The sequence below is a fragment of the Cryptosporangium minutisporangium genome, assembly GCF_039536245.1.
In the GTDB taxonomy this organism is placed as follows: Bacteria; Actinomycetota; Actinomycetes; order Mycobacteriales; family Cryptosporangiaceae; genus Cryptosporangium; species Cryptosporangium minutisporangium.
The window spans coordinates 72,571-94,903 of sequence record NZ_BAAAYN010000041.1; the positions used below are offsets into that span (position 1 = coordinate 72,571).

At 71.3% G+C, this 22,333-nt stretch carries 23 protein-coding genes; 9 read left to right on the forward strand and 14 right to left on the reverse strand.

Features of this window, described 5'->3' with window-relative positions; all coding sequences use genetic code 11:
- Window positions 1-48 precede the first annotated feature (48 nt).
- Window positions 49-1,098: an Rv2578c family radical SAM protein gene (locus ABEB28_RS28995; RefSeq protein WP_345731414.1), complete on the forward strand. Its 1,050-nt coding sequence runs from the start codon at window positions 49-51 to the stop codon at window positions 1,096-1,098.
- Between the two features lie 441 nt (window positions 1,099-1,539).
- On the opposite strand, the gene ABEB28_RS29000 is transcribed toward ABEB28_RS28995, so the two are convergent.
- Complete coding sequence (locus ABEB28_RS29000) at window positions 1,540-2,742, reverse strand: acyl-CoA dehydrogenase family protein (RefSeq protein ID WP_345731415.1); 1,203 nt, start codon at window positions 2,740-2,742, stop codon at window positions 1,540-1,542.
- A gap of 168 nt (window positions 2,743-2,910) precedes the next feature.
- Complete coding sequence (locus ABEB28_RS29005) at window positions 2,911-3,699, reverse strand: SDR family NAD(P)-dependent oxidoreductase (RefSeq protein WP_345731416.1); 789 nt, start codon at window positions 3,697-3,699, stop codon at window positions 2,911-2,913.
- 141 nt (window positions 3,700-3,840) lie between these two features.
- Here ABEB28_RS29005 and ABEB28_RS29010 point away from each other — a divergent pair, with 141 nt between their 5' ends.
- On the forward strand, window positions 3,841-4,356 hold the full coding sequence (locus ABEB28_RS29010) for a DUF4190 domain-containing protein (RefSeq protein WP_345731417.1): 516 nt from the start codon (window positions 3,841-3,843) through the stop codon (window positions 4,354-4,356).
- Window positions 4,357-4,422: 66 nt separating this feature from the next.
- Here ABEB28_RS29010 and ABEB28_RS29015 read toward each other — a convergent pair whose 3' ends face one another.
- Together ABEB28_RS29015 and ABEB28_RS29020 are read right to left on the reverse strand one after the other, a co-directional pair.
- A complete protein-coding gene (locus ABEB28_RS29015) occupies window positions 4,423-5,385 on the reverse strand; it encodes an HpcH/HpaI aldolase/citrate lyase family protein (RefSeq protein ID WP_345731418.1) in 963 nt (320 codons plus the stop codon).
- Between the two features lie 116 nt (window positions 5,386-5,501).
- Window positions 5,502-6,386: a DMT family transporter gene (locus tag ABEB28_RS29020; RefSeq protein ID WP_376981244.1), complete on the reverse strand. Its 885-nt coding sequence runs from the start codon at window positions 6,384-6,386 to the stop codon at window positions 5,502-5,504.
- Between the two features lie 128 nt (window positions 6,387-6,514).
- Here ABEB28_RS29020 and ABEB28_RS29025 point away from each other — a divergent pair, with 128 nt between their 5' ends.
- From ABEB28_RS29025 to ABEB28_RS29040, 4 genes are all read left to right on the forward strand, one after another.
- Window positions 6,515-7,006: a hypothetical protein gene (locus ABEB28_RS29025; RefSeq protein WP_345731420.1), complete on the forward strand. Its 492-nt coding sequence runs from the start codon at window positions 6,515-6,517 to the stop codon at window positions 7,004-7,006.
- A 26-nt stretch (window positions 7,007-7,032) separates the two neighbouring features.
- Window positions 7,033-8,283, forward strand: coding sequence for a magnesium transporter MgtE N-terminal domain-containing protein (locus ABEB28_RS29030; RefSeq protein WP_345731421.1), 1,251 nt, complete (start codon window positions 7,033-7,035; stop codon window positions 8,281-8,283).
- Between the two features lie 37 nt (window positions 8,284-8,320).
- On the forward strand, window positions 8,321-8,908 hold the full coding sequence (locus tag ABEB28_RS29035) for a DUF1003 domain-containing protein (RefSeq protein ID WP_345731422.1): 588 nt from the start codon (window positions 8,321-8,323) through the stop codon (window positions 8,906-8,908).
- Window positions 8,909-9,062: 154 nt separating this feature from the next.
- Window positions 9,063-10,214 (forward strand): Mrp/NBP35 family ATP-binding protein, encoded by a 1,152-nt coding sequence (locus ABEB28_RS29040; protein ID WP_345731423.1) that lies wholly within the window; start codon window positions 9,063-9,065, stop codon window positions 10,212-10,214.
- 200 nt (window positions 10,215-10,414) lie between these two features.
- Here ABEB28_RS29040 and ABEB28_RS29045 read toward each other — a convergent pair whose 3' ends face one another.
- Together ABEB28_RS29045 and ABEB28_RS29050 are read right to left on the reverse strand one after the other, a co-directional pair.
- Window positions 10,415-10,822, reverse strand: a complete 408-nt coding sequence (locus ABEB28_RS29045; RefSeq protein WP_345731424.1) for a sec-independent translocase — start codon at window positions 10,820-10,822, stop codon at window positions 10,415-10,417.
- A gap of 130 nt (window positions 10,823-10,952) precedes the next feature.
- Entirely contained in the window at window positions 10,953-12,278 is a 1,326-nt protein-coding gene (locus tag ABEB28_RS29050; RefSeq protein ID WP_376982015.1) for a S1C family serine protease, read from the reverse strand.
- On the opposite strand from ABEB28_RS29050, the gene ABEB28_RS29055 reads away from it, so the two are divergent.
- Complete coding sequence (locus tag ABEB28_RS29055) at window positions 12,232-12,381, forward strand: hypothetical protein (protein WP_345731426.1); 150 nt, start codon at window positions 12,232-12,234, stop codon at window positions 12,379-12,381. The two genes, ABEB28_RS29050 and ABEB28_RS29055, sit on opposite strands and share 47 nt — an antisense overlap.
- A 355-nt stretch (window positions 12,382-12,736) precedes the next feature.
- Here ABEB28_RS29055 and ABEB28_RS29060 read toward each other — a convergent pair whose 3' ends face one another.
- Genes ABEB28_RS29060 through sigE form a run of 3 tightly spaced genes read right to left on the reverse strand, consistent with a single transcriptional unit; the run spans window position 12,737 to window position 15,233 of the window.
- The gene (locus tag ABEB28_RS29060; protein WP_345731427.1) at window positions 12,737-13,927 is read right to left on the reverse strand and encodes a sigma-E factor regulatory protein RseB domain-containing protein; all 1,191 of its coding nucleotides are present in this window, start codon (window positions 13,925-13,927) and stop codon (window positions 12,737-12,739) included.
- Window positions 13,924-14,547 (reverse strand): anti-sigma factor family protein, encoded by a 624-nt coding sequence (locus tag ABEB28_RS29065; protein ID WP_345731428.1) that lies wholly within the window; start codon window positions 14,545-14,547, stop codon window positions 13,924-13,926. Before ABEB28_RS29065 ends, ABEB28_RS29060 begins: the two co-directional genes overlap by 4 nt.
- Window positions 14,544-15,233 carry an RNA polymerase sigma factor SigE gene (gene sigE, locus ABEB28_RS29070; RefSeq protein ID WP_345731429.1) on the reverse strand — a complete coding sequence of 230 codons (690 nt, stop codon included), beginning with the start codon at window positions 15,231-15,233 and terminating at the stop codon, window positions 14,544-14,546. Before sigE ends, ABEB28_RS29065 begins: the two co-directional genes overlap by 4 nt.
- A 257-nt stretch (window positions 15,234-15,490) precedes the next feature.
- On the opposite strand from sigE, the gene ABEB28_RS29075 reads away from it, so the two are divergent.
- Window positions 15,491-16,096, forward strand: a complete 606-nt coding sequence (locus ABEB28_RS29075) for an O-methyltransferase (protein ID WP_345731430.1) — start codon at window positions 15,491-15,493, stop codon at window positions 16,094-16,096.
- A gap of 3 nt (window positions 16,097-16,099) precedes the next feature.
- Here ABEB28_RS29075 and glgC read toward each other — a convergent pair whose 3' ends face one another.
- Window positions 16,100-17,317, reverse strand: a complete 1,218-nt coding sequence (glgC, locus tag ABEB28_RS29080; RefSeq protein ID WP_345731431.1) for a glucose-1-phosphate adenylyltransferase — start codon at window positions 17,315-17,317, stop codon at window positions 16,100-16,102.
- Between the two features lie 331 nt (window positions 17,318-17,648).
- On the opposite strand from glgC, the gene glgA reads away from it, so the two are divergent.
- Window positions 17,649-18,800, forward strand: a complete 1,152-nt coding sequence (glgA, locus tag ABEB28_RS29085) for a glycogen synthase (protein ID WP_345731432.1) — start codon at window positions 17,649-17,651, stop codon at window positions 18,798-18,800.
- 54 nt (window positions 18,801-18,854) lie between these two features.
- Here the strand turns inward: glgA and ABEB28_RS29090 are convergent, their stop codons facing one another.
- The 4 genes from ABEB28_RS29090 to ABEB28_RS29105 form a co-directional block, all read right to left on the reverse strand.
- Entirely contained in the window at window positions 18,855-20,450 is a 1,596-nt protein-coding gene (locus ABEB28_RS29090) for a leucyl aminopeptidase (protein ID WP_345731433.1), read from the reverse strand.
- A 215-nt stretch (window positions 20,451-20,665) separates the two neighbouring features.
- Entirely contained in the window at window positions 20,666-20,833 is a 168-nt protein-coding gene (locus ABEB28_RS29095) for a DUF3117 domain-containing protein (protein ID WP_143175284.1), read from the reverse strand.
- A 255-nt stretch (window positions 20,834-21,088) separates the two neighbouring features.
- Complete coding sequence (locus tag ABEB28_RS29100) at window positions 21,089-21,688, reverse strand: DNA-3-methyladenine glycosylase I (protein ID WP_345731434.1); 600 nt, start codon at window positions 21,686-21,688, stop codon at window positions 21,089-21,091.
- Complete coding sequence (locus tag ABEB28_RS29105; protein WP_345731435.1) at window positions 21,685-22,230, reverse strand: SRPBCC family protein; 546 nt, start codon at window positions 22,228-22,230, stop codon at window positions 21,685-21,687. The genes ABEB28_RS29100 and ABEB28_RS29105 overlap by 4 nt, the downstream gene beginning before the upstream one ends.
- Window positions 22,231-22,333: the final 103 nt, after the last annotated feature.

Genomic DNA, 22,333 nt, shown 5'->3' on the forward strand with positions numbered 1-22,333 from the left:
AGCGCAGACCCGGGACCGGACGGGACCCAACTCACGACAGGAGAGGCGATGCGCTGGGACCACATGCGGCTGCTGTCGGCCGAGACCGGCGACGCGGAGGCGGCACCTGGGCCGCTGCCGCTGCCGTTCGAGGGCGCCGGTGTCCAGGTCCGCACGATCGACACCCCGGAATTCCGTGGAGTGACGTTCTACGAAATCCGGGCGAAGTCGATCCTGAACCGAGTGCCGGTGTCGTCGCCGGTGCCGTTCCGCTGGACGGTGAACCCGTACCGCGGCTGTACGCACGCCTGCACGTACTGCTTCGCGCGAAACACCCACACCTACCTCGATCTCGACGCCGGCCACGACTTCGATTCGCGGATCGTCGTCAAGATCAACGCCGGCGAGCTCCTGCGTCGCGAGCTCGGCGCGAGGTCCTGGGCGGGCGAACACATCGCGATGGGCACGAACACCGACCCCTACCAGCGTGCCGAGGGACGCTACGGCCTGATGCGGGAGGTGCTCACTGCGCTGCGGGACCACGCCAACCCTTTTTCGATCCTGACCAAGGGCACGCTGGTACTGCGCGATCTCGACCTGCTGACCGAGGCGGCGCAGGTCACCGACGTCCGGGTGAACGTCTCGGTGGGTTTTCTCGACGCCGCGCTCTGGCGGCAGGTGGAGCCGGGCACGCCGAATCCGCGGGCACGGCTCGGGGTCTGTCGGGCGCTGACCGACGCCGGCATCGGGTGCGGCGTCCTGATGGCACCGGTGCTGCCCTATCTCACCGACACCGACGAGCAGCTCGAAGCCACCGTCGCGGCGATCGCCGACGCCGGGGCGGTGGCGGTCACCCCGCTCACCCTCCACCTGCGGCCCGGCGCGCGGGAGTGGTTCTACGGCTGGCTGCGCGGGGCCAGGCCGGACCTGGTCGGGCGCTACCGCCGGCTCTACCGCGAGTCGGCGTACGCACCGGCCGAGTACACCCGGGCGTTGACCGCGCGGGTGAACGAGATCGCCAAGTCCTACGGCATCGGACGCCGCACCCCGAGCGACGCCCGCGACATCGCCTCCGAGACCGCGGCCGAGCCAGCCGTCCAGCAGCTCACATTGCTCTGAGCCATCTCCTGCGGATCTCGCTCGCCGCGAGGCCACACCCAGACGCCGGATTCGCAGGAGATGGCGTAAGAACCCGCTGACGCCCGGGCCAGGCCTGGGGACCGGTCCGGCCGTCAGCAGGACGAGTCCGCTCGCCGTCGCTCCCCCGCGCCCCCACCCGGGCGGGGCGCAGCACCGGGCTCGACCGGGGCCCTGTCCCTCGAGAACGCGCCGACCTGCGGCGGCGCGGCGCTCGGCGGGGACGGGGCCGGTGCACCGCGCCCGGTCCGCGTACGGGGTCCGGGTCTGCGCGGGCGGGCGGGGTGCACGGGCGGGTCCGGTGAAGGCACCCCCTTCACCGGACCCGCCTCCCGACGTGTGGTCCGCTCCGCCCGGCCTGACCGCCGGAGCACGAGCGGAGGTGCGGAGCATGGCGGTCCGCGCCCGGCTCGCCGACCGGGGTCAGCCCTTGAGGCCGTACTCGCGGAGCAGACCCCGGCTGATGATCGTCTTCTGGATCTCCGAGGTGCCCTCCCCGATGAGCAGGAACGGCGCCTCACGCATGAGCCGCTCGATCTCGTACTCCTTGGAGTAGCCGTAGCCGCCGTGGATGCGGAAGGCCTCCTGCGTCACCTCGACGCAGTACTCGCTGGCCAGCAGCTTCGCCATACCGGCCTCGACGTCGTTGCGGTGACCGGCGTCCTTCAGCCGGGCGGCGTTCACCATCAGGGCGTGCGCCGCCTCGATCTTCGTGGCCATCTCGGCGAGCTTGAACGCGATCGCCTGGTGGTCGACGATCGCCTTGCCGAACGTCTTGCGCTGCTGCGCGTAGCTCACGCCCAGCTCGAAGGCGCGGATCGCGATGCCGCAGGCACGGGCGGCGACGTTCACGCGGCCGACCTCGATGCCGTCCATCATCTGGTAGAAGCCGCGACCGGCCTTGTCCGGGCCGCCGAGGATCGAGGTGGCCGGAATCCGGGCCTCGTCGAAGATGAGCTCGGTCGTCTCGACGCCCTTGTAGCCCATCTTCTCGATCTTCTTCGGCACGGTGACGCCCTGGGCCGTCTCGCCGTAGCCCGGCTCCTTCTCGACCAGGAACGTCGTCATGTTCTTGTAGACCGACTCCTGGCCCTCGTCGGTCTTGACCAGCGTCGCGACGACGGACGACTGCGCACCGTTGGTCAGCCACATCTTCTGGCCGGTGATCGAGTAGTGATCGCCGTCCTTCTTGGCGCGGGTGCTGATCGCGGCGACGTCGGAGCCGAGGGCCGGCTCGGACATCGAGAACGCGCCCCGGACGTCGCCGGTGGCCATCTTCGGCAGCAGGCGCTGCTTCTGCTCGTCGGTGCCGTGCTGGCGCAGCAGGTACGCGACGATGAAGTGGGTGTTGATGATGCCGGAGACGCTCATCCAGCCGCGGGCGATCTCCTCCACGACCAGCGCGTAGGTCAGGAGCGATTCACCGAGGCCGCCGTACTCCTCGGGGATCATGAGGCCGAACAGCCCCATCTCCTTCATGCCGTCGACGATCTCCGTGGGGTACTCGTCGGCGTGCTCGAGTTCCTGCGCGTGCGGGATGATCTCCTTGTCGACGAAGGTCCGGACCGTCGCGAGGATGTCGGTCTGGATTTCGGTCAACCCGTGGGTCTGCGCGAGACGGGCCATCGGGCGCTCTCCCTCCGCCAGCGAGCGGGTGCGGCCGCCCGGGGAACCGGGCCGGGGACAGCGTGACCCCCGGCCGTTTGTTACCGACGAGTATGGCGGACGAGCGGCTCTCCGAACCGATCCAGCCCCCTGTGAACCCCCTAACAGCGGGGTGGCGAAGGGTGGCGCTCAGCCGCGGGACTCGAGGACGGAGTTGCCTCCGTCGACCACCAGCATCTGACCCGTGACGTACGACGCCGCCGGCGTGGTCAGGAACGCCACCGTCGCCGCCACCTCGTCCGGGGACCCGGGGCGGCCCAGCGGCGTCAGCCGGCCGTAGTGCAGCTCGCTCACCGTCGACGACCCGGTGTGGATCCACCCCGGCGCCACGGCGTTGACGGTGACCCCGTCGGCCACGACCTCCATCGCCAGCGCACGGGTCAGCCCCACCATGCCGGCCTTCGCCGCGGCGTAGCCGGCCTCGGCCGGCATCGCGTTGACCGGCCCGGTGGTGGACGAGACGTTGACGATCCGTCCCCAGCCCCGCTCGGTCATGCCGCCGACGAACGCCCGGCTGGCGAGGAACGCGGTGGTGAGGTTGCGGTCGATCTCGGCGCGCCAGTCGTCGTCGGTGAGCTGGCTGACCGGGCGCAGCACCTCGGGGCTGGCCACGCTGGCCATGCCGGCGTTGTTCACCAGCACCTCGACGTCGCCGAGCGTTTCGCGGACGGCGTCGGCGAACGCCTCGACCTCGGCGGGATCGACGAGGTCGACGACGAAGCCGGAGGCGCCGAGCTCAGCGGCGCGCTCGTGGATGCGGCGGGTCGTCGAGACGATGCCGACGCGGGCACCGAGGCCGATCAGTCGCCGGGCGATCGCGTAGCCGATGCCGTCGGGGCTGCCTGCTCCGGTGACGAGCGCGACCCTGCCGTCGAGGCGGTCGGTGGGGTTAACCGTCGGGGCGGCGTGCTCACTCATGAGGTGATTGTGTCGTACCGGCTTCCCGCGGTGGCGTCCCGCCCGGCGCCCGACCCACGGCCCCGAGCAGCCAATCGGAACAGTGACCGAACTCCTACTGAACGATGTCCAGAACAGTGACTGTGTGATAGGACCGCGCCCATGACGACGAACCCTCCGCCGGGCGAAGCCAACCCGTGGGCTAAGCCGACGTCGGGGTTTCCCGACCCCACGTCGGGATATCCGGCACCGACGTCGGGCTATCCCGATCCGACCTCCGGCTACCCGGTAGGCCAGGCTTACGACCCGAACGCCTATCCGGGTGCGCCCGGCGCCTACCCGCCGCCGGGCGGTGCCTGGGGCGCCCCTCCGCCCGGCTACCCGATGTACGCGCCGCGGAAGCAGAACGGCCTGGCGCTGGCGTCGATGATCACGTCGATCTGTTCGTTCGTGATGTGTGGCGGGCTGCCGGGCATCGTCGGCGCGATCCTCGGGCACAAGGCGAAGAAGCAGATCCGGGAGACCGGCGAAGACGGCGAAGGCATGGCCACCGCCGGCATCATCATCGGCTGGATCGGCTTCGGCCTCTCGATGGCGCTGATCCTGTTCTACGCCGTGATCATCATCGGCGGCCTGGCATTCGGCTGGTTCGAAACCGACACCACGTCCACGTACTGAGTCGGTCCCGAACGACACGAACGGCCGGGCACCTCGTGAGGTGCCCGGCCGTGTGTACGTGCGAACTCAGCCCTCGGGCGGCGTGAACGACGACGTCCGGGACATCCCGGCCGCACGGCCCTTACCGGCGATCACCAGCGCCATCTTGCGGCTCGCCTCGTCGATCATCTCGTCGCCGAGCATCGCCGAGCCCTTCTTCCCACCGGCCTCGGACGTGTAGTAGTCGTACGCGTCGAGGATCAGCTCGGCGTGGTCGTAGTCCTCCTGGCTCGGCGCGAAGATCTCGTTCGCCGCGTCGATCTGGCCGGGGTGCAGCACCCACTTGCCGTCGAACCCGAGCATGGCCGCGCGCTTCGCCACGTCGCGGAACGCGTCCACGTCGCGGATCTGCAGGAACGGACCGTCGATCGCCTGCTTGTCGTAGGCCCGCGCCGCCATCAGGATCTTCATCAGGATGTAGTGGAACGGGTCGGCCGGGTAGTCCGGGTGCAGCGCGCCCACGACGAGCGACTTCATGTTGATGCTGGCCATGAAGTCGGCCGGGCCGAAGATGATCGTCTCGACCCGCGGCGACGCCTGCGCGATCGCGTCGACCTCGATCAGACCCTTGGCGTTCTCGATCTGCGCCTCGATGCCGATCCGGCCGACCTCGAAGCCCATCGTCTTCTCGATCTGGGTCAGCGTGAAGTCCAGCCACTGCACCTGCGCCGCGGACTGCACCTTCGGCAGCATGATGCAGTCGAGGTTCGGGCCGGCACCCTCGACGACCTCGACGACGTCCCGGTAGGTCCAGTGCGTGGTGAGGTCGTTGACCCGAACCACCCGAATCTTGTCGCCCCAGCCGCCCTCGTTCAGCGCCGCGACGATGTTCTTCCGCGCCTCCGGCTTGGCCAGCGGGGCGCAGGCGTCCTCGAGGTCCAGGAACACCTGGTCGGCGGGGAGGCCCTTGGCCTTCTCCAGGAACCGCGGGTTCGATCCCGGGACGGCCAGACACGACCGACGAGGCCGCAGGGTCCGAGGCTCAGACATGGATTGCACTCCTCACGGTGGGCCAACTCACCAGTAACTTACCGACTGACCGCGTTCCGGTTCCGCAAGCGGAACCGGTTCAGACTGTGACGTTCCGCGCGTGCCCTACCGCAGCTTCACACTTCTTGGGCGACGCCGTCCCGCGCGGCACTTCGGCTTCCCACCACCACGAACGCCAGCCCCACGAGTAGCACCACGATCCCCGGCCACGCGAGCAGCGGCGGCACCTGGTCCAGGAAGAGCCAGGCCAGCGCGGCCGCTCCGGGAACCTCCAGCAGGAGCGCCACGCTGACCGCCGTCGCCGAGATCGACGACAGCGCCCAGTTGATCAGCGAGTGCCCGAGCAGCTGCGGTCCGACCGTCACCGCGACGAGCAGCAGCCAGGTGTGCGCCGGATAGCCCGTCATGGGGACCCCGCCGATCAGGCACGCCACCAGCAGCACCGCCGCGCAGCTGCCGTACCCGAACGTCGTGTAGGTCGTCGTGCTGGTCCCGGCCCGGATCTTCGCGCCGACCGTCACGTACGCCGCGGCCAGCACCGCACCGGCCAGTGCCAGGGCGTCGCCGAGCAGCGCTCGCCCGGAGACCGTCACGTCGGCGCCGGTCATCAGCCCCACGCCGAGCACCGCCAGCAGCACGCCGACCCAGAACCGGGACGAGAAGCGTTGGCCGGAGCGGAGCGCGATCAGCGCCGCCCAGATCGGCTGGGTGCACACCAGCGCGGTGGCGGTCGCGACGCTCGTCATCGTCACGCTCGGCACCCACGTGGCGAAATGACCGGCCAGGAGCACGCCGGCGAAAGCGCACCGCAAGACCGTCCGGCGGTCGGGCCGCTCGCTGCGGTCGCGCGCCAACCGGACCGTCGTCACCGGCGCCAGCACCGACAACGCCAGCGCGTTGCGCCAGAACGCGATCGCCAGCGCGGGAGCGGCGGTCGCGGCCATCAGTGGACCGGACCCGCCGACCGCGACGATCGCCACCGCCACCGCTCCCCAGGTCATCGGCGTCGCGGGTGCACGGTTCACGAGTGCATCCTGCCCGGGTGCCGTCGGCAGGCCGGCGGCGGCAGGTCGTGTCCCGCTCTGCGGCGGCGCTGATATCCCGCGCTGGGGATGCCAGGATTGCGGACATGAGCCCGGACGTGCATCCACTGGTCACCGAGGCGATGAAGAAGGCGGCGGTCGGCTGGCTCATCGTCGACGAACGTCCGGCCACCGCCGCGTGGCTGACCTGGATCGACGGGGCGGCCTACGTCGTCCACGGCGGCTCCGAACAGCCCATCGAAGGCCTCGCCGAGGCCGACGCGTGCCGGGTGAGTGTCCGGGGTGAACACGGGGGGCGCATCCTCACCTGGCAGGCCGCGGTCGAGCGCGTCGACCCGGGCACGCCGACGTGGGACGAGGTCGCGCCGCAGCTCGCACAGAAACGGCTCAACGCCACCGACCCAGTGGGCGCACCGGTCCGCTGGGCCACCACCTCCCGGATCAGCCGGCTGGTACCGGCCGGCGACCCGGTCGAACAGGGCGAGTCGCTCCCCGACGACGCCGGGGCAGCCCCGCCCCGGCCGACGTCGGCGACGACCCCTACGCCGATTCCACGGACCCTCCACCGGCGGCGCTGAGGGGGCACGGCGGTTAGGCTGCGCAGGTGACCACCGGCACCCGGATCTACCTGGCACGATTGGCCGGCGTTGCAGTTTTCGATCCGAGCGGCGACCAACTGGGCCGGGTCCGGGACGCGGTGGTCCGTCCGCGCGCCGAGGCCACCCGCTCGCCGCGGGTGACGGGTCTGGTGGTCGAGATCGTCCACCGACGCCGGATCTTCGTGCCGCTGGGCCGGGTCACCGCATTCGATCCGGACGCCGTGATGCTGAACACCGGGACGATCAGCCTTCGCCGCTTCGAGCAGCGCACCGGTGAACTGATGGCGCTCGGCGACATGCTCGACCGCCAGGTGACGCTCGCCGGTGATCCGCCGGTCCGCGCGGTCGTCGTCGACGTCGCGATGGAGCGGTCGCGCTCCGGCGAGTGGGAACTGGTCAAGGTCGCGGCCCGGGAGCACCTGCCGGGCATGCTCGGCCGCCGCCGCGGTCACCTCCGCCAGGTCGACTGGGGTGACGTCGAGGGCATCATCAGCAGCCAGGACCGGCAGGGTGCGGCCAACCTGCTCGCGGTGTTCGACCAGCTCCGCGCCGCCGACCTGGCGAAGGTGCTGCAGGGGCTGTCGGACAAACGCCGGGTCGAGGTCGCCGCCGCGCTCGGCGACGACCGGCTGGCGGACGTCCTGGAGGAGCTGCCGGAGGACGACCAGGTCGAGATCCTCGGCTCGCTCGACACCGAGCGGGCCGCCCACGTCCTCGAGGAGATGGACCCGGACGACGCCGCCGACCTGCTCGGCGAGCTACCCGAGTCGGAGCAGGAACGCCTGCTGGCGATGATGGAGCCGTCCGAGGCCGCTCCGGTCCGGCGGCTGCTCGACTACACCGAGGACACCGCGGGCGGGATGATGACGTCCGAACCGGTGATCATGCCGCCGGACGCGACCGTCGCCCATGCGCTGGCGCGGGTCCGTGACCCCGACCTGACTCCGGCGCTCGCGGCCCAGGTGTACGTCTGCCGGCCGCCCTCGGCGACGCCGACCGGTCGATTCCTCGGGATCGCCCACCTGCAGCGGCTGCTCCGGGAGGAGCCTGCCACTCTGGTCAGCGCCGTGGTCGACGCCGACCTCGACCCACTGAACGCCCACGCGACGCTCGCCCAGGTGGCGCACTACCTGGCGACGTACAACCTGGTCGCCGTTCCGGTGGTGGACGAGAACGACCGCCTGCTCGGCGCCGTCACCGTGGACGACGTCCTCGACCACCTCCTGCCGGAGGACTGGCGCGACCGGGACGGCTGAGGCACAGCAGTACCGAGCGCGAAGGAGGTGAACGGGAATGGCGGAGGTCGTCCGGCCCCGGAGCCGGCTGGACCAGCCCATCGAACGGCGCCGTCGGCTGCCCCGGTTCGATGCGGACGCGTTCGGGCGCGTTTCCGAACGGTTCGCGCAGTTCCTGGGCACCGGCACGTTCATCCTGATGCAGACCGTCATCGTCATCATCTGGGTGACGCTCAACGTGTTCGCCGTCCACCTGCGCTGGGACCCCTACCCGTTCATCCTGCTGAACCTGGCCTTCTCCACGCAGGCCGCCTACGCCGCGCCGCTGATCCTGCTCGCGCAGAACCGGCAGGCCGACCGGGACCGGATCTCGCTGGAAGAGGACCGCCAGCGGGCCCAAGCGGCGAAAGCCGACACCGAGTACCTGGCCCGCGAGCTGGCTGCGTTGCGGCTCGCGCTCGGCGAGGTCGCGACCCGCGAGTACCTTCGGTCGGAGCTCAGCCGGATCGTGGACGAACTGCGCGAGGCGCCCACCGCCGACGCCGACCTGGCCCGGCCCAGTGCCGACACTCGCCGGGTCGAGCGGCGCCCGACACCAGACGCCCGACGCGATCCCGAGCCCCGCCGCGCCAAACTCACCCGCTGACCGCTGCTCTTCCTGACAACGGCGGTGGAGCCCGCCGAGGGCGAGGCTGGCGTCCGCGCGCAAGGCCGCCTCGACCTTGCTGTGGTCTCGAGGCCTTGCGCGCGGCCGTCAGGCTCGTCCTCGGCGGGCCGTGCAGGCACGTAGCATGGTCGGCATGCCGCTCTCTTCAACGCTGCCCGCGGAAGCCGACATTCGGACGGCGCTCGCCGGAGTCAACGACCCCGAGATCCGCAAACCGATCACCGACCTCGGCATGGTCGAATCGGTGGCCGTTCACCCCGACGGCGTGGTCGAGGTCGCGGTCCTGCTCACCGTCGCCGGATGCCCGATGCGGGACACGCTGACGAACGACGTCACGGCCGCGGTCGCGAAGCTGGCCGGCGTCACGGGCGTCCGGGTGAACTTCGGCGTGATGAGCGACGCCCAGCGCAAGAACCTCCAGACGACGCTGCGCGGCGGCCAGACCGCCGAGCCGGTGATCCCGTTCGCGCAGCCCGGCTCGCTGACCCGGGTCTACGCGGTGGCGTCCGGCAAGGGCGGCGTCGGCAAGTCGTCGGTCACCGTGAACCTGGCGGCGGCGCTGGCCGCGCGCGGGCTGTCGGTGGGCGTCCTCGACGCCGACATCTACGGGTTCTCGATCCCCCGCATGCTCGGGGTGGAAGGGCGTCCGACCCAGGTCGAGCAGATGATCATGCCGCCGCAGTCGCACGGCGTGAAGGTGATCTCGATCGGTATGTTCACGCCGGGCAACACCGCGGTGGTGTGGCGCGGGCCGATGCTGCACCGCGCGCTGCAGCAGTTCCTCGCCGACGTGTTCTGGGGTGATCTGGACGTCCTGCTGATGGACCTGCCCCCGGGCACCGGTGACATCGCGATCTCGGTGGCGCAGCTGGTGCCGGGCGCGGAGATCCTGGTCGTGACGACGCCGCAGCAGGCCGCGGCGGAGGTGGCCGAGCGGGCGGGTTCGATCGCGCTGCAGACGCACCAGCGGCTGGTCGGTGTGGTGGAGAACATGTCCTGGCTGGAGCTGCCGAACGGCGAGCGGATGGACGTGTTCGGGTCCGGTGGCGGCGAGGCGGTATCCGCGGCCCTGAGCCGGACGCTCGGCGCGCAGGTGCCGTTGCTCGGCCAGATTCCGCTCGACCCGCGCGTCCGCGAGGGTGGCGACTCCGGCATTCCGCTGGTGCTCTCCGACCCGGACGCGGCGGCCGCCAAGGCGCTCAGCGGCGTCGCCGACAAACTAGCCGTCCGCCAGCGCGGCCTAGCGGGCATGTCCCTGGGCCTGACTCCGGCGGCCCGCCGCTAGTGCACGGCCCGCTCAGAACGACGCTGACAGGCGAGCGAGCCTCCTCGAGACAGCAAGCCAAAGGTCACGACGGAATTGGGAATGAGCCTCGCGCGCGAGCCTGCCCGCGGCCGGTCACGACTGAGCTTGGCGGCTCGCTCGACTGCCAGCCCCGCCCTGAGCGGGCTCAACGTTAGAACAAACAGCGCCCTTCGGCGCTGTTATGTGGCGTCGTCGTCGTAGCGGGCGGTACGGGACTTCGCAGGGTCGATCTGCGACTTGCCGTTCTTGGAGCCGCCCTCGTCCCGGTACGCCTCGGTCACCTCGTCGACGTGCGTCAGCTCCTCGAAGTCACGCATCGCGTCCTTCAGCGGCCTCCGCAGCGCGGCCTCGTCCTCCTCGGACAGCAGGTGCTTCCGGACGAAGCGCTTCGGGTGGAGGTCTTCGATCTCGAAGTCGGTGCCGAGCTCGTCCCGCAGCTCCGCACTGGCCCCCCGGGCCATCTGCCGGAGTGTCCGGAGCATCCGCCCCGCCTCACCGATCACCTTCGGCAGGCGGTCGGGCCCGAAAACGAAGAGCCCGATCAGCGCCAGGACGATGATCTCCCACCATCCGAGATTCTCGAACACCGTCGCTCCTCACCGCGGTCACCGCCGTGTGTCAGCTCGGTTCCTGGCCGCTCCCCGCAGCCTAATCCGTGCCCGGAAGGACCGGCAGACCGCCCGAGGCAACGGTTTGCTGTGTGCACCGATGGTAGGGCTAGCGTTGGCCGAGCGTCACCGTTGTCGTCACCGTCTTGCCGCCGCGCCGGTAGGTGACCCCCAACTTCTTGCCCGGCTCCTGCTTGCGGATCAGCGCGATCAGCGCCACGCCGTCCTCGATCGGGCGGTCGGCGAACTTCGTGACGATGTCCCCGGCCTTCAGCCCGGCCTTCTCCGCCGGACCGCCGGCGACCACCTTCGTCAGCGGCGCGCCCGCCGACGACTCGTCGGCGAGGTTGACCTCCGCGCCGATGACCGTCGTGCGTGCCTTACCGGTGGCGATGAGCTCCTCGGCGATGCGTTTCGCCTGGTTGCCCGGGATCGCGAACCCGATACCGATGTTTCCGCTGGACCCGGTCTGGCTGGGCACCGCCGCGATCGCGGTGTTCACACCGATCACCCGGCCAGCACCGTCGACGAGGGGACCGCCGGAGTTACCGGGGTTGATCGCCGCATCGGTCTGGATCGCGGCCAGGTACGCACTGTCTTCGTTGCCCTGGCTGGCGTCGCGGTCGCCGCCGGTCCGCACCGGGCGGTCGACCGCGCTGATGATGCCGCTGGTCACGGTGTCGGCCAGCCCGAGTGGCGAGCCGAAGGCCACGCTCGGATCACCGATCGCGATCTTGTCGGAGTCACCGAACTGGACCTTCTTGAGGCCGCTCTTCTGGATCTTCAGCACCGCGAGGTCGGACCCGGGATCGCGTCCGACGATCGACGCCGACGCCGACGACCCGTCGAAGAACACCACTCGCAGCGTGCCGCCGGCCGCGGCCGGTGCCGCCACGTGGTTGTTCGTCAGGATGTAACCCTCGTCCGAGATGACGAAGCCGGACCCGTTGCCGTTGCCACTCGCCGACCGGATCACGACGGTGACGACGCTCGGCTGCACCTGGTCGGCGATGCCGGCCAGCGACGTCGGTGGACGCTTCGCCAGCTCCGGCGTCGAGCCCGAGCTCTCGCCGAGCGAGAACGAGCTACCGGCGGTGCGAGCGGCCACCACGTAGCCGAGTGCGCCGCCGAGCAGTCCGGCGACGACCGCGACCACGATGGAGACCAGCATCATCGAGCCGAGGCCACCCCGGCGCGCGGGACCGTCACCCGGCATCGGAGGCCCGACGGGCGGGGGATTGCCGGGCGGCGTCGGCGCGAGCCATGCCGGTGCGGCCGACGGGTCGCGCCAGGGGTCCTGAGCGCCCGCCTGCGACCAGAACGGAGACCCGGGCGGAGCGCCGTTACCGGCGCCCGGAACGGCAGGTCCGCTGCCCGGTATCGGTGCGGTGGGGTACCCGCTGGAACGGGGCTGGGACGGCACCCCGGACGGCATGCCCGCGGACGGCATCCCTGCGGACGGCATCGCTCCGGACGGCATCCCCGCGGGCGTCGGCCCGGACGGGGGCGCGCCGGACGGCAGCGTTCCGCTGTTGTAAGCATCGGCGGCCGGCGCATACCCCGGGTCCGGCTGCGGGGAGATCCACGGCCCGCCGCTCCCCGGAGCCGACGACGCCGCAGGCGCTGACGTCGGTGCCTCCGCCGGTCGTCCGTCGACCCGGCTCGCGTCGGTCAAGGGGTACCTCCGCCTCGTCAACCCCCGGTCTCTGCCGCCGGGTGTTCCGTTCCAGTGTTGCTCGTCCGTCCACCTGCCGCAGGCCGTCCGGTGGGGGCCGCACCCTCTGGACGGGTGACACGACCGCGATAGCCGTGAACGAGCGCGTCAACTGAACGCTTTCATCACCGGCATTCTCCACGATCAAGCGACCTCAGCAGTCGCCGGTCGGAAAGCGGTCAGTGAAAAGGATCGACCCAGGATCCCACTCGCCGGATCCCCTTGCTCATCCGGGCGAGTACCCCGGTGTCCGCGGACACCGTGGGGAGCGTCTCGACGACCGTCGCCACCGTGGCGTCGGGGACGTCGGTGACCACCGTGTAGACCATGCCCGAGCCGGCCCAGCTCAGCTCTCGGTACAGGCCGCAGCGGAGATACACGTCCCGGTCGCCGATCTGGTGCCGGGCGAAGCCGGCCGGCCCGCTGGAGTCCAGCCGGCCGCGCTGGGCGAACAGCGACAGGGCGAACAGACCGTCGGAGTAACTCAGCTGGACGGACCGGTCGGCGCCGGTGCCGACCGTCCGCGCGCACACCTGCGTCAGCCCGGCGAGCTGGCGCCCCGGGAGATCCCAGCCCGCTCGCACCAGCTCGGCCAGCTCGTCGTCGGAGAGTCCGTCGTCGCACTCGTCGGCCGCCGGGGACGCCGAGGGCTCCGGGGTCGCCGCCACCGGCTTCGCGTCGGTGGGCGCCAGCACGGTCAGGCCGGTGAACGTCGACCGCCGGATGACCCGGCCCGCCGTGTCGAGCAGTTCGCGCTGGACGGCCAGCCCGGTCGCGTCGTCCAGCCAGAGCCGCCCGACGGTCGTGCCGCTCAGCCGCAGGACGTCGATCCGGGTCACCGGCCGGTCCAACATCCGCTCGGCGGCCCGGATCTCGATCCGGTAGGCCTGGGTGAGCGTCGCGAGCGTCTCGTCGGAGAGGTCGAGCCTGCCCTCGGCCGTGATGATCTGCCCGCCCCGCTCGCCCGCCGGGCTCCGCCCGGAGCCGTCGTTCGCGATGACCGTGACGCCCTGTCCGGGCACGTTGCGGACGAACGCGGTCGTCGTCACCTGACCCCAGCGGGACCAGCTGCGGAAGAGCTTCGTGCCCTGGTAACCGATCTGGGCCTGCGCCAGCCCGGCCCGGCGGAGGAGGTCGAGCGCACGCCGCTCGCCCGCGCCGAGCGTTCGCGTGCTGCCGGTGAAGGCAGGCGCGCTCCGCAGCGTCGAGCCGCCGCCGGACTTACCGGCGCCGGTCGTCTCCACCGGCGCCGGGACGAACAGGTAGACGCCGGTCGAGCAGACCACGGCGCCGAGCGCACCGGCGCCCATCACGAGCACGAGGCGACGGGCCGCTCGCAGCAGCCCGGCGCGCGGATCGACCAGCTTCACTCGTCCGTGTCCGCGACGTCGACGACGGATGCTTCCCGGTCACCGCCGGGTACTCCACCGGTCACGGCACCGTGCTCCTTGACGTAGGTCTGCACCGGCGGGCTCACCGTGCTGGGCTGCTGGTCGCCGCCGAGAACGACGACGGTGGAGAGGCTGATCGCGAACGCCGCCACACCACCGACCGCGGTCGCCACCACGCTGCGCCGGAGCCGTCGTCCACTGGGACGGGTGACCCCCGGGCGACGTCCGGCGGGACGCCGACGGCCGGGTGCGGCGACGGCGGCCGGACGCCGGGTAGCCGACGGGCGACCCGCAGGTGCCACCGACCGAAAGCTCGCTTCCAGGCGGAGCGGTGGTGGGGTCAGCGCCGGGGTGGCCCGGTCCGTCGGAGTGGTATCGGGCAGCGCGCGCAGCCGGTTGAGTAGCGAATCCGGGCACGGCGGCGCTTCGAGCCTGGCCAGCCGGGCCTTGACCTGGCGGTGGCCGTCGACCTCCGCGCGGCACTCCGCGCAGTGGGCGAGATGAACGAGGACCCGGTCACGGGTCGTCAGGTCGAGCGCGTCGTCCGCGAAGGCGGACGCGAGCTCACCGAGGTGCGGGTCTCGGCGGGGACCAGTCACGACATTCCATCCACAGAGCTCTCGGCGTCGGCACCACCGTCGGCGCCGTAGGAGGAACTGCGGGGGGCTCGGTGCGCCAGTGCCTCACGCAACTGGCTACGGCCGCGGTGAATCCGGCTGCGGACCGTACCGAGCTTCACGCCCAGCGTCGCGGCGATCTCCTCGTAGGAGAGGCCTTCGATGTCGCACAGGACGACCGGGGCGCGGAAGTCCGGCGGCAACGCGGCCAGCGCACGCTGGACGTCGTCGTCGAGATTCTCGTCGACGAAAACCTGCTCCGGGCTGCGCTCCCGGCCGGGAACGCGCTCGGCGTCGTCAGGCAGTGCCTCGAAGCGGATCCGGGCGCGTCGCCGCGCCAGGTCCAGGAAGAGGTTGGTGGTGATCCGATGGAGCCACCCCTCGAACGTGCCGGGGCGGTACCGGTCGAGCGCGCGGAAGACCCGGACGAACACCTCTTGGGTGAGGTCTTCGGCGTCGGGCCGGTTGCCGGTCAGCCGGTAGGCCAGCCGGTAGACGCGGGCGGAGTGGTCGCGGACCACCTCGTCCCACGCCGGCGGGTCCCAGTTGACCGCCTCGGTGAATCCGGCCTCGGTCGGGACGGTCTCCGCCGGTGCGGCCTCGTTCTCAGCGGGACCGGAACCGTTGGTCTCAACGGGGTCCTCGGAGGACCCAGTAGGCGTGCCCACCGCGACCTCCTTCACAGGCGCTACCGGTGTGATCACCATTGTGCCCGGGCCCTCCCACTCTTGCCTGCCGCGCGACCGTCTGCCTCGTCGTGCTGTGCTTCCTGCCTGCCAACGGATCGCGGGTCGGGCGCGTTCCCCTACCCTGTCCGAGGCGGTGCTGGGACGGGAGGACTGTGATGGATGCCTCAGCGCACCCTGACACGTCCTCGTTTCCCTCCAGACCCGGCAATTCGGCCGGAGGTCACGGGCTGGGCCGGTTGGACGTCGCTGCCGAGGACGCGATCCTCGCCGCGGCGCGCGCCCGCGCGGACGAACTCGGCTGCCTGGCGCTCTCTCCGGAGTGCGGTGCCGCGCTGCGGGTCCTCGCCGCCGCGCTACAGGCGAAGGCGGTCGTCGAGGTGGGCACCGGCACCGGGGTGAGCGGCCTGTGGGTGCTCCGCGGCATGCGTCCGGACGGAGTCCTCACGAGCATCGACGCCGAGGCGGAGCTCCAGGGGGCCGCCCGGCTCGCGTTCCGGGAAGCCGGCGTGCCTGCCAGCCGCGCCCGGCTGATCAACGGCCGGGCGCTGGAGGTCCTGCCCCGGCTGGCCGATGGCTACTACGACCTGGTGCTGATCAGCGACGCTCCGGTCGCCGAGTACCCGGACTACCTGGTCGAGTCGCTACGCCTGCTGCGGCCGGGCGGCGCGGTGGCGTTCGGCGGCGTCTTACTCGGCGGTCGGGTGGCCGACTCCAGCGTCCGCGACCCGATCACGGTGGTGCTCCGCGAACTGCTGCGGACGATCCGCGACCACCAAACCCTCACGCCGGCGATCCTGCCGGTCGACGACGGCCTGCTGGTCGCAGTGAAGCGAGCCGGATAACGCTCAGGGGACGACGACCGGCTGGCCCTTTCCGAGCACCACCACACCACTGTCGCTGACCCGGTAGTGGTGCCGGTCGAACTCCTCGTCCACACCGATCCGGGCACCCGGCGGCACGACCACGTTCTTGTCCAGGATCGCCCGGCGCACGATCGCGCCTTCCCCGATCGTCACTCCGTTGAGCAGAACCGACTCCGAGACCTGTGCCTTTCCCGCCACCAGGACGCCGGGCGAGAGCACCGAGTCGCGGACCTCTCCGGTGACGATGCACCCGGCCGAGATGATCGACTCGATGGCCCGCCCGGTGAGCGCGAACTTGGCCGGCGGCAGCTGCGGCATCGAGGTCAGGATCGGCCAGGCCCGGTTGTAGAGGTTGAACACCGGGTGGACGGACGCCAGGTCGCGGTGCGCCTCGTAATACGAGTCGAGCGTCCCGACGTCGCGCCAGTAGCCGCGGTCGCGCTCGGTCTGGCCGGGCACCTCGTTGTCGGAGAAGTCGTAGACCGCGGCCTCGCCCTTGCCGACCAGCGTCGGGATGATGTTGCCACCCATGTCGTGCGCCGACGCGGGGTCCTCCGCGTCCAGCCGGAGCGCCTCCAGCAGCGTCTTCGTCGTGAAGACGTAGTTGCCCATCGAGGCGTAGGCGACCTCGGGGTCGTCCGGTACTCCCGGCGGGTCGGCCGGCTTCTCCAGGAACTGGGCGATCGTCCGGCCGTCGGCGGCGGTCTCGATCACGCCGAACTCAGTCGCCTCCCTGCGCGGCACCCGGATGCCGGCGACAGTCACCCCCGCGCCGGAGAAGACGTGCTGCTCGATCATCTGTGCCGGGTCCATCCGGTACACGTGGTCGGCACCGAACACCGCGATGTACTCCGGGTCCTCGTCGTAAACGAGGTTCAGCGACTGGTAGATCGCGTCGGCCGAACCGGTGTACCAGCGCGGACCGAGCCGCTGCTGCGCCGGGACCGGAGTCACGTAGTTCCCGAGCAGCGTGCTCATCCGCCACGTGGTGGTGACATGTCGGTCGAGCGAATGGGACTTGTACTGCGTCAGCACGCAGATCTTGCGGATATCCGCGTTCACCAGGTTCGACAGGACGAAGTCGATCAGCCGATACGGACCGCCGAACGGAACCGCGGGCTTCGCCCGGTCCGCTGTCAGCGGCATCAGCCGCTTGCCCTCGCCACCCGCCAGGACGATGCCGAGAACTGAACGTGTCACCGAGCCACCCACCATAGTGCGACCCTAGTTCCCCGCGGTCCGCACTCCTAGTCGCCTTCGTGGCCCTCGGTTTAACAGCTGCGAGACATATTCGGAACCGAGCGCACCAGTCACCCACTGGACACTCCGGCCCCGTACCCTCCGCCCGGCAGACCGCCTCCGAATATGCCTCGTGCGAGACATATTCGGAACCGAGCGCACCAGTCACCCACTGGACACTCCGGCCCCGTACCCTCCGCCCGGCAGACCGCCTCCGAATATGCCTCGTCGACACACGGGGGAACCGACGCGTGCCCGTGGGCGAACCGGTACGACGCCGTAGGGTGAGCGCATGCGCGTCGCGGTTCTGACGAACGAGTATCCCCCCGAGGTGTACGGGGGTGCGGGCGTTCACGTCGACTTCCTCGTCCGCGAGCTCCGCCGCCTGGTGGAGGTCGAAGTGCACTGCTTCGGCCAGCCCCGTAAGGACGCCCGTGCTTACCTCGCGCCGAGCGAGCTGGCCGACGCCAACGGCGCGCTGCGGGCGCTCGCGATCGACCTGCAGATGGCCGACGGGGTGGGCGACGTCAGCGTCATCCACTCGCACACCTGGTACGCCAACCTCGGCGGCCACTTGGCGAAGCTGCTGCACGACCGGCCGCACGTCGTCACGGCACACTCGCTGGAGCCGCTACGCCCGTGGAAGGCCGAGCAGCTCGGCGGCGGGTACCGGATCTCGTCCTGGGCCGAGCGGACCGCCTACGAAGCCGCCGACGCGGTGATCGCGGTCAGCAACGGCATGCGCGACGACGTGCTCACCGCCTACCCGCGACTGGACCCCGGACGGATCCACGTCGTCCACAACGGCGTCGACACCGAGCTGTACTCCCCCACCGGCGACGACGCCGCGCTGGAGAAGGTCGGCATCGACCAGGACCGCCCCTACGTCCTGTACGTCGGACGGATCACCCGGCAGAAGGGCATCACGCACCTGCTGGCCGCGGCCGAGCGGCTGGACCGGGACGTCCAGATCGTGCTCTGCGCGTCCGCGCCGGACACCCCGGAGATCGCCGCCGAGGTCACCGAGCGGATCGACCACCTCCGGACGGGTGGGCACACGGTGCTGCACGAGACCGAGATGCTGGCGCGCGAGGAAGTCATCTCGCTGCTCAGCCACGCTGCGGCGTTCGTCTGCCCGTCGGTCTACGAGCCGCTGGGCATCGTGAACCTGGAGGCGATGGCCTGCCGGGCTCCGGTCGTCGCGAGCGCGGTCGGCGGCATCCCCGAGGTGGTGCAGGACGGCGTCACCGGGCTGCTCGTGCCGTACACGCCGGACGACCTGCCCGGCTTCGAGGCGGGGCTGGCCGAGGCGCTCGGATCGATCGTGAGCGACCCGCTGCGCGGAAGCGCCCTGGGCCGCGCCGGCCGCCAGCGTGCCGTCGACCTGTTCAGCTGGGAAGCGATCGCCGAGCAGACCGCCACGGTCTATATGAGCCTGGGTTAGAGGGCGGCCCGCCCTGGGCGGGCTCCAGGTTCAAGCGAACCAGGCTTCGCCGCGTCAGAGGGTTTCCAGGTAGCGGGACAGAGTGCGGGCTCCCCAGCCGGTCGCGCCCTTGGTGAGCTCGTCGTTCGGGCCGTCGGACCAGGCCGGACCGGACATGTCGATGTGGACCCAGCGGTCCCGCGCCTCGCCGGTGAACGGGCGGAGGAACAGCGCGGCGGTGGCGGTCTGCGCACCACGTCCGCCGCTGTTGTTCGCGTCCGCGACGTCCGAGTCGATCTGCTCCAGATAGTCCTCGGGCAGCGGCAGCTGCCACACCCGCTCACCGGCCCGCTCGGCGGCCTCGAACAGCGCCTTCGCCAGGTCGTCGTTCTCCGAGAACAGCGCCGCGGTGCGCTTGCCGAGCGCGACCGACTGCCCGCCGGTCAGCGTCGCCAGGTCGATGAGGACGTCCGGCTGCATGGTCGCGACCGCGTACGCCAGCACGTCGCCGAGCACCATCCGGCCCTCGGCGTCGGTGCTGAAGATCTCCGAGGTGCGGCCACCGTAGTGGCGGACGACGTCGCCAGGGCGGTAGGCGGTACCGCTGGGCATGTTCTCGGCGAGCGGTACCAGCACGGTCACCCGCAGCGGCACCTTCAGCGCCGCGGCGGAGAGCACCGCTCCGACCACGGCCGCACCGCCGCCCATGTCCTTCTTCATCATCTGCATGCCCTGCGCGGGCTTGATCGAGATGCCGCCGGTGTCGAACGTGATGCCCTTGCCCACCAGGACGACGTGGCGCAGCGTGTGCAGCTCGACGCCGTCCGGCGCCCACCGCAGCTCCAGCAGGCGGGGGCCGCGCGTCGAACCACCGCCCACCGCGAGCATTCCGCCGAAATCGTTCGCGGCCAGCCACTCGGGGTCGCGGACCTGGGCGTCGATTCCGAGTGCGGTGGCCGCCTCGACCGCCTGCTCGGCGAACCACTCCGGCGACTTGATGTTGCTGGGCGTGTTCACCAGGTCACGGGCGAAGGTCGTCCCGTGGGCCACGGCTTCGGCGCGCGCCCTGGCGTCCTCGAAACGCGAGGGGTCGTCGACGACGATCCGGACCGTCGTCAGCGTGGCGGGCTTGGGGTCCGACGCCAGCGTGAACCGGTACGACGCCAGCAGCGCACCCTCGAACAGCCCGCGAACGGCGTCCGGGGAGGCGTCGGACGGCAGCACGAAGGCGATCTCCGGGTCCCCGGACGCGGCCCGCACCAGCGCCGCACCGGCCTTGCGCCAGTCCGCTTCGGCGCCCTCCCCGGTGCCGACCAGCAGGACGACCGCCGGTGATCCACCCGGCAGTGGGAGCGTGGACACCTCGCCGGCCTTGCCCTTCGCCGGCGGTTCGGGACGCCGCTCGTCGCCCAGCCAGGCGGCGAGCGTGTCGCCGAGTCCGGCGGGCAGCGGGTAGGCGGTGGGGAGCAGTCGAGCGGGCTCGGCCCGCTCCTCGGCGTCCTCCGCGTCCACGGTTGCCTCGGGCACCGCGTCGGGCGTGTCCGCGAAGGCGTCCGGAGCGTGCGTGGCGGCGTCCGGCGTGGCCTCGTTCGGCGCCGTGGGCAGCGCGAGCACCACCGGAAGCGGGCCGCCGGTCAACTCCGTGACAGCCACCAGTCGGACGTCGAGCACGCTGGCTCCTCCCGGTCAGTAGTTCGCGAACGCCAGGGTCTCATTCTGCTCGCGCGGCCTGCTTCCTGAGCACAGGCGGGGCCGAACAGCGGCAGGCCGACGCGTCGGTCGTCGACAGCACGGCCGATGGGTAACCCGCCGTCGGGCAAAACGACAGCCGGCCCGGCCTGCACGGGTGCGGCTCCGTGCGAGCTGGGCCGGCTGCGGGCGGCGTTCTAACCTGCGACGTTCTTCAGAGCGTCCCCAAGCGCGCTGGCCTCGTCGGCCGACATCTCGACGACTAGGCGTCCGCCGCCCTCGAGCGGTACGCGCATCACGATGCCGCGGCCCTCCTTGGTGACTTCGAGCGGACCGTCACCCGTCCGCGGCTTCATGGCCGCCATCTCGTGCTCCCCTCGACCGGTGACCGTCGGTGCTAGTACGGTCACTCTTTGCAGGCTCGCTGGATCTCACGTGCCCGGGACATCTCACTACTGTCTTATTCTCGCCCATACCTGCTGGCGTCCCAAACTCGACCCGGCTAAACACAGTGGACTAGCACGCGCCGGACCTGCACAAAAGAGGTCGGCCACGGTCCGCACGGGGTCTCCGCCGCGTACCGGGGGCCGACAGCAAGGCGAAAAAGATCGAAGAATGTCCTACGCCGCGCCTGCGTGACAGCCAACGATGTGGTCATCGACCATACCGGTTGCCTGCATCAACGCGTACGCAGTGGTGGGACCCACGAAGCGGAATCCGCGTCGGCGCAGGTCCTTGGCGAGGGCCACCGACTCCGGTGACGTGGCGGGCACGTCCGCCCGGGTGCGCGGCCGGGGGCGCGGCGGTGGCGCGAACGACCAGAGCAGCGCGGAGAGCCCGTCGGGGAGCTGCGCGGCGAGCCGCGCGTTGCCGATCGCGGCGTCGATCTTCGCCCGGTTGCGGATGATCCCGGTGTCGGCGAGCAGCCGCTCGACGTCCGACTCGTCGAACGCCGCAACGGCAGCCACCGAGAAGCCGGCGAACGCCCGCCGGAAGCCCTCCCGACGGCGCAGGATCGTGAGCCAGGACAGGCCGGACTGGAACGCCTCCAGGCACAGCCGTTCGAACAGCGCGTCGTCCCCGGCGAGGCGGCGGCCCCACTCCTGGTCGTGGTAGGCGACGTAGTCCTCGGCCGCGCCCGCCCAGGAGCAGCGAAGCCGGTCGTCGGGCCCGCGCAGCAGCCCGACCTCCGCCAGCGCCACGGCGTCGGCGTCGCTCATCGCCGTGCGGCGGACCCGCTGGTGCGGGCGACGTAGCGGCGGAAGCGCCGGAGCCCGACCGCCAGAGCCGCGGCGGCGAGCGGGCGGACCAGTGGCCACACCCGCGCGCCGAACTTCCCGAGCGGCAGGTGCAGGTCCTCGCTCCACGTCATCGCGGTGCGGTCTGCACCCCGTTCGACCAGCCGAAACGCTCCCGGCCCCCGAACCAGCCGCCCGACGTGCACCACGTCGACGCGATGCGGTGGCTCCCACGTCACGACGTGGAAGACGTCCAGGAAGCCGACCCTGCGGTTGAGGAAACCGAGCCGCACGCCGGTGAACGCATGTACGACGCTGCCCGGGCTCCGCCCGTCGCCGCGCACCACGCGGACGTCGGTCAGCGGGATCCAGCGAGCCTGAGCCGGCCAGTCGGTTGCGGCCGCGAACACGGTCTCGATGTCCGCGTCGACGACGACGTCGACCGCCAGCCGTCCCGGGCCGGATACGGCGAGCTCGGCGGGGATGTCCGCCGGCACCGGGGCGACGCCGGACGGCACCGTCACCGGCCCCGGCCGGAGCGCGGCACGGCGACCTCTGCCTCGTCCGCGCGGGGGTCGTCCGCGGGGGCATCGTCGGCGCGGGCGTCGTCCGCGCGGGGGTCGTCCG

Bases quoted from the DNA above. Each gene is read 5' to 3' on its own strand.
- ABEB28_RS28995 (WP_345731414.1), top strand. From the start codon at position 49: ATGCGCTGGGACCACATGCGGCTGCTGTCGGCCGAGACCGGCGACGCG.
- ABEB28_RS29000 (WP_345731415.1), bottom strand. From the start codon at position 2,742: ATGGCCCGTCTCGCGCAGACCCACGGGTTGACCGAAATCCAGACCGAC.
- ABEB28_RS29005 (WP_345731416.1), bottom strand. From the start codon at position 3,699: ATGAGTGAGCACGCCGCCCCGACGGTTAACCCCACCGACCGCCTCGAC.
- ABEB28_RS29010 (WP_345731417.1), top strand. From the start codon at position 3,841: ATGACGACGAACCCTCCGCCGGGCGAAGCCAACCCGTGGGCTAAGCCG.
- ABEB28_RS29015 (WP_345731418.1), bottom strand. From the start codon at position 5,385: ATGTCTGAGCCTCGGACCCTGCGGCCTCGTCGGTCGTGTCTGGCCGTC.
- ABEB28_RS29020 (WP_376981244.1), bottom strand. From the start codon at position 6,386: ATGACCTGGGGAGCGGTGGCGGTGGCGATCGTCGCGGTCGGCGGGTCC.
- ABEB28_RS29025 (WP_345731420.1), top strand. From the start codon at position 6,515: ATGAGCCCGGACGTGCATCCACTGGTCACCGAGGCGATGAAGAAGGCG.
- ABEB28_RS29035 (WP_345731422.1), top strand. From the start codon at position 8,321: ATGGCGGAGGTCGTCCGGCCCCGGAGCCGGCTGGACCAGCCCATCGAA.
- ABEB28_RS29040 (WP_345731423.1), top strand. From the start codon at position 9,063: ATGCCGCTCTCTTCAACGCTGCCCGCGGAAGCCGACATTCGGACGGCG.
- ABEB28_RS29050 (WP_376982015.1), bottom strand. From the start codon at position 12,278: ATGCCGTCCGGGGTGCCGTCCCAGCCCCGTTCCAGCGGGTACCCCACC.
- glgA (WP_345731432.1), top strand. From the start codon at position 17,649: ATGCGCGTCGCGGTTCTGACGAACGAGTATCCCCCCGAGGTGTACGGG.
- ABEB28_RS29095 (WP_143175284.1), bottom strand. From the start codon at position 20,833: ATGGCGGCCATGAAGCCGCGGACGGGTGACGGTCCGCTCGAAGTCACC.
- ABEB28_RS29100 (WP_345731434.1), bottom strand. From the start codon at position 21,688: ATGAGCGACGCCGACGCCGTGGCGCTGGCGGAGGTCGGGCTGCTGCGC.